Consider the following 4,450-nt stretch of genomic DNA (forward strand, 5'->3'; position numbering starts at 1 on the left):
GCCCCCCGACCGGTCGCTACCCCCACCTTGCCGGAGGCCCTGCCAAAAGCCCGGCCGGCCGCCAGTGGCCACGCCGAGGCGGTCGCCTGGTGGCACGAGCGGGCGACCGCGGCGGCGGCCGGACGGCTCACCGTCTGGGTGGCCGTCGACGGCGCCGACCGCGTGACGGGCACTGTCAGCCTCGCCTGCCCCGACAAGCCGAACAGCAGCCACCGGGCGGAACCGGTGAAGCTGATGGTGCACCCCTGCGCGCGGGGCCGGGGACTGGGCAGGCGCCTGCCGACCACCGTCGAGGACGCCGCCCGCGACCGCCGGCGTCACCCTGCAACGTCCGGCCCGCCCGGTCGTCACCGCGGCACCCGCAGGCCGGAGCACCCGAGGCCGGGCTCAGCCGTCGGTGCGGCGGCGTCGGAGGGTGAAGGTCTCGAAGGGCTTCAGTTCGCCCTGCGTACCGGTCACGTCGTAGTAGGTCACCGTGATCGTGGTCAGGTCACCGGGGTGGCGTCCCGGGTCCACGTCGAAGGAGGCGAAGCCGTAGGAGTGCGCGGCGTCGCGCACCGCGGACCAAGGGGCGTCCTCCTTGGTGTAGGTGGGGGTGCGCTTGCCCGTCGCCGGGTCGGCCGTGCCGCTGACCGAGGTGATCACCCGGCAGGCCGGCGGGTCGAAGAACAGCTGGTTCGACGGGGCGGAGGTGCCTCCCCCGCCGAGCACCATGTGGACGGTGCCCTGGGAGGTGTCGACGACGTCGGTGTCGGTGGAGACCGGGATCGGGGTGAGCGTCGCGTTGTCCCGGCGACCGCGCAGGGGGTGGGAGCGCTCGTAGTGGTGCTCGTGGCCGCAGACCACCAGGTCCACGCCGTACTTGTCGAACAGCGGCAGCCATTCCTGACGTATGCCCAGGTCGGCGCCGTTGAACCGGTCGGCGGTGCTGATCGCGACCTGGTGCATGCACACCACGATCCAGTCGATGTCGCGGTCCGCGCGGGCGCTGCGCAACTCCCGCTCCAGCCAGGTCTTCTGCGCGCCGCCGGAGTAGCCGCGGACGTAGCTGTCGCCGGCGTCCTGGAGGCAGACGTCGTCGTTGGCGAGGAAGACGACCTTCACGGAGCCGGCCTTGATGGAGTACCACAGGCCGCGGGTCGTGTCCGTCTGGCCGGGCTGGCGCGGTGTGGCGAAGTACGTCTGGAAGGCCCGGTAGCCGATGGGGCCGTTGCCGAGTTCGTTCTCGTGGTTGCCGGGCGCGGGCATCCACGGGCGGTGCCGGGCGCTGCGGGTGTTGTTGTCCCAGAAGTCGGACCAGGTGCGGACGCGGTCCGTGGCCAGGTTGGCGTAGCACAGGTCGCCGTTGAAGAGGTGGAACAGCGGCTGGACCCGCTCCACTCCGGCGGGGAGGTCGGCGGCGGCCGGGCTGCCGAGGTTGTCGTTGACGTACTTGCCGTCGGACAGCTTGCCCAGGGTGGGGGTGCCCTGGTCGCCGAAGCTGGTGAACCTGAGCGCCGCTCGTCCCTTGGGGGCGGTGGTGAACGACCCGAACTCCGGCTGCGCGCCCGCGTGGACGGCGAAGTAGACGTGGTCCGACGCGGGCCGCAGACCGGTGAGGTGTGCGTGGTGGGCGTAGACGACCTGCCGGGACTTGCCGTCGGTGTAACTGACCGTCTCGGCCTTGCAGGTGCGCGTGTACCGGCCCTTGTCGTCGCCGAGCAGGCCCCGGGCGTCCTCGACGGGCTGGAGGGTGTGCCAGGAGACGACCCCCTCGCTGGAGGCGTCCGCGCCGAACTGCAGGTGCAGCCCGGTGCCCGCGGGGGTGGTCACCGGGTCCTGGGCGCTGCCGCGTGGCGCGGCTCCCGCCGCGGGCGCGGCGGCGGCCTCGCCTCCCCGCAGCGGTCCCACCGCCAGGGCTGCGCCGGTGGCACCGGCGGTGGTGAGCACGCTGCGGCGCGACATCAACGATGCGAACAGATTTCTGTCGGAGTGCATGGCCGTACGGTGGCGCCGCCCTCTGTCCGGCGAAGGATCTCCGGGCGAACGGCGTTTGAACGCACGGCGGAGCGCGGGCGTGACCGGTGTCGGGGCTCTCGGGCCCGCCCACCCGGGTCGGTGGCCGCCGTCGGACGTCAGGGCCGGACGGTGATCTCGCCGATCCCGGTGCCGAGGGAGCTGCAGTGGGCGGTCGACTGGCCCGACTGGCCGGGATTCAAGGTCACGTGCTCGCCGTCCTGGTCCGGGGACCAGCCGCACACCAGGTGCACCCAGAAGGTCTGGGGCGCGTTCCCGTTGTTCCGGCACAGGGCGTAACCGGTGTAGTTGTCGACCGCGTGTCTGCCGGTCTCGCACGCCAGACCGGGCGGAGTGGCCGGGCGGGCCGACGACTGGGCGGCGGCAACGGTGGCCGGAGCCGCCAGGGCGACGAGGACGGCGGCGACCGACGCGGCGGCCGCGAGTCCTGTCGTGTTCCGCTTCATGGTGTCTCTCCTGTGCTTCACGTGCCGGTTCCAACAACCGGGACACGCCAGAAGCCGTACCGAAAGACACCCGACGGAAAACTCGGCGAGTCACTACTGTGCGTGATGTTGCCTGGTCGAGTGGGGTCACACTCATCCGTTCGTGTGACGGTCGGGATGAGGACGGCGCAGTCGGCGGGTGGGAAAACCACAGAGGGCGCGCGGCAGTGCGGAGAGCACGCGGCAGCGCAGAGGGCACGTGGAAGCGCAGAGGGCACGTGGCAGTGCGGAGAGCACGCGGCAGCGCGGAGGGCGCGTGAACGGCGTACCGGGTCGGCCGGTCAGAAGAGGCGGTCGGTCCGGTGCGGCGTGAGGTCGTCCAGGATCTCGCGCAGCCACGGACCGCGGACGGCCCGCAGCCGGGCCAGGGTGCGGTCGAACGTGGTCAGGTCGGCGCGGAACAGACGACCGGGGTGCGGCGCGGGCGGGTCTTCGCGCAGGACGTCCTCGGGCAGGCGGCCCGTCGCCGGGACGGGCAAGGACGGCTCGGGGCGGGCGAGCCACAGCCACACCCCGAACGGCAGGGGCACCCGTACGCGGCGGAGCCGGCCGGGGCCCAGACCTCCCCCGTCTGCGGGTGCTCCGGAACGAGGAGAATGTCGGCGTCCGCGGCGGGCTGTCCCGGTCCGGCCAGTTCGGCACGCCGCCTCGTCGGGGCCGACGTGCGCCCGTCGCCGCCAGGGCGGCCCCCAGGGTTCCGGGTCCACGGCGAACGTGCCCGGTTCCATGAGCACCGGGAGCTGGGTTGCGTTGCCGTAACGCTGATGGGCGTGGGCGGGCAGGGCCACTTGGGACAGGGGGACGGTCAACTCGGCGGCGCAGCCCGCGCAGACGAAGTCGAACAAGAGTCCTCCGCTGGAGACGACGCGGGCATCGTCGCAGATCGTCCGCGATCGGCCGACGTCGTTTCCTCCGCAGCGGGGTCGGCGCGCCACCGGGGGCGCCGCGCGGTGTCCGCGCTGCGCCCAGGGCACACGTGCGCGGGCGCTGAACGCTCCGGCAGGCCGCCGGGCATCAGGTCTGCCCGAGGACCTCCTCCAGGGCTTGGATCGCGTGCCGGCGGTGCTCGTCGAGGAGGTGGACGGCGTGCTCGGCCCGTCCGTCGCGGAGCGCGTCCAGGATCGCGCGGTGCTCCCGCACCACGTGGCCGCGGTGGCCGGCCTCGGTGTAGTAGAGCGAGCGGTAGGCGTCCGTGGCGTCCCACAGGGTGGTGATGAGCCGGGCCAGCCGGGGCATGCCGGCCGCCTCGTACAGCGTGAAGTGGAAGCGGCGGTTGGCCGCCGCCATCTCCGACACGTCCCCGGCGTCGGCCGCCTTCTCGACGTCGTGCCGGGCCGCTTCCAGGGCCGCGAGCGTCGACTCGTCCATCCGCCCGGACGCCTCCCGGACGGCCTCGGCCTCCAGGATCTCCCGGATGCGGTAGACCTCGCGCAGGTCGTCCAGGGAGAGCCGGGCGACGAAGTAACCGCGGTGCACCTCGTGGACGACCAGGGCCTCGGCTTCGAGGATCTTCAGCGCCTCCCGCAGGGGCACGCGGCTGACGCCGAGTTGCTCGGCGAGCGCCTCCTGGCGGATCGGGGCGCCCGGCTTCAGCTGCCCGCTGGTGATCGCCCGGCGCAGTTCCCCGAGCACGAACTGCTGGGCGGTCGGTGGCCGCCGCCTGTGCGCGGGGCTGGTCATGGCGGGAGTCTCTCCTCGGGGGGCGGGTGTGCCGGGCGCGTTCATCCTAGGGCGTCCGGTCTTCGCGGTGCGCAAGCCCCAGCTCGGCCAGCACTTCGCGGGTGTGCTCACCCCCGCGCGGCCGGGGCCCGGCGGCTCCCGGCGAGTCAGGACAGGAGGTTAGGCGCCACCCGGCACGAGCTCTACGGGGGGGGGGGGCTAGGGCGGTGCACTTCCCCGATTCACCTCACGCAGGTTGTGCGCCTTTGAAATGGCAGGATCCAACGCAG

Annotated in this window: 4 protein-coding genes and 1 pseudogene; 1 reads left to right on the forward strand and 4 read right to left on the reverse strand. The window is 73.0% G+C overall.

All coding sequences use genetic code 11. The features are described from left to right. Positions 1 to 325: pseudogene (locus GV126_RS36940) on the forward strand (GNAT family N-acetyltransferase); the annotation flags it as partial. A 62-nt stretch (positions 326 to 387) separates the two neighbouring features. On the opposite strand, the gene GV126_RS32925 reads toward GV126_RS36940, so the two are convergent. The 4 genes from GV126_RS32925 to GV126_RS32940 form a co-directional block, all read right to left on the reverse strand. Continuing rightward, entirely contained in the window at positions 388 to 1,977 is a 1,590-nt protein-coding gene (locus GV126_RS32925; RefSeq protein WP_201299969.1) for a purple acid phosphatase family protein, read from the reverse strand. A gap of 137 nt (positions 1,978 to 2,114) precedes the next feature. Further along, positions 2,115 to 2,462: a hypothetical protein gene (locus tag GV126_RS32930; protein WP_159674706.1), complete on the reverse strand. Its 348-nt coding sequence runs from the start codon at positions 2,460 to 2,462 to the stop codon at positions 2,115 to 2,117. A gap of 320 nt (positions 2,463 to 2,782) precedes the next feature. Further along, positions 2,783 to 3,031: a hypothetical protein gene (locus tag GV126_RS37800; RefSeq protein WP_419796033.1), complete on the reverse strand. Its 249-nt coding sequence runs from the start codon at positions 3,029 to 3,031 to the stop codon at positions 2,783 to 2,785. 484 nt (positions 3,032 to 3,515) lie between these two features. Then, positions 3,516 to 4,181 (reverse strand): GntR family transcriptional regulator, encoded by a 666-nt coding sequence (locus GV126_RS32940; protein WP_159674708.1) that lies wholly within the window; start codon positions 4,179 to 4,181, stop codon positions 3,516 to 3,518. Positions 4,182 to 4,450 lie beyond the last annotated feature (269 nt).

It is taken from the genome of Streptomyces mexicanus (genome assembly GCF_902506575.1).
GTDB lineage: Bacteria > Actinomycetota > Actinomycetes > Streptomycetales > Streptomycetaceae > Streptomyces > Streptomyces mexicanus.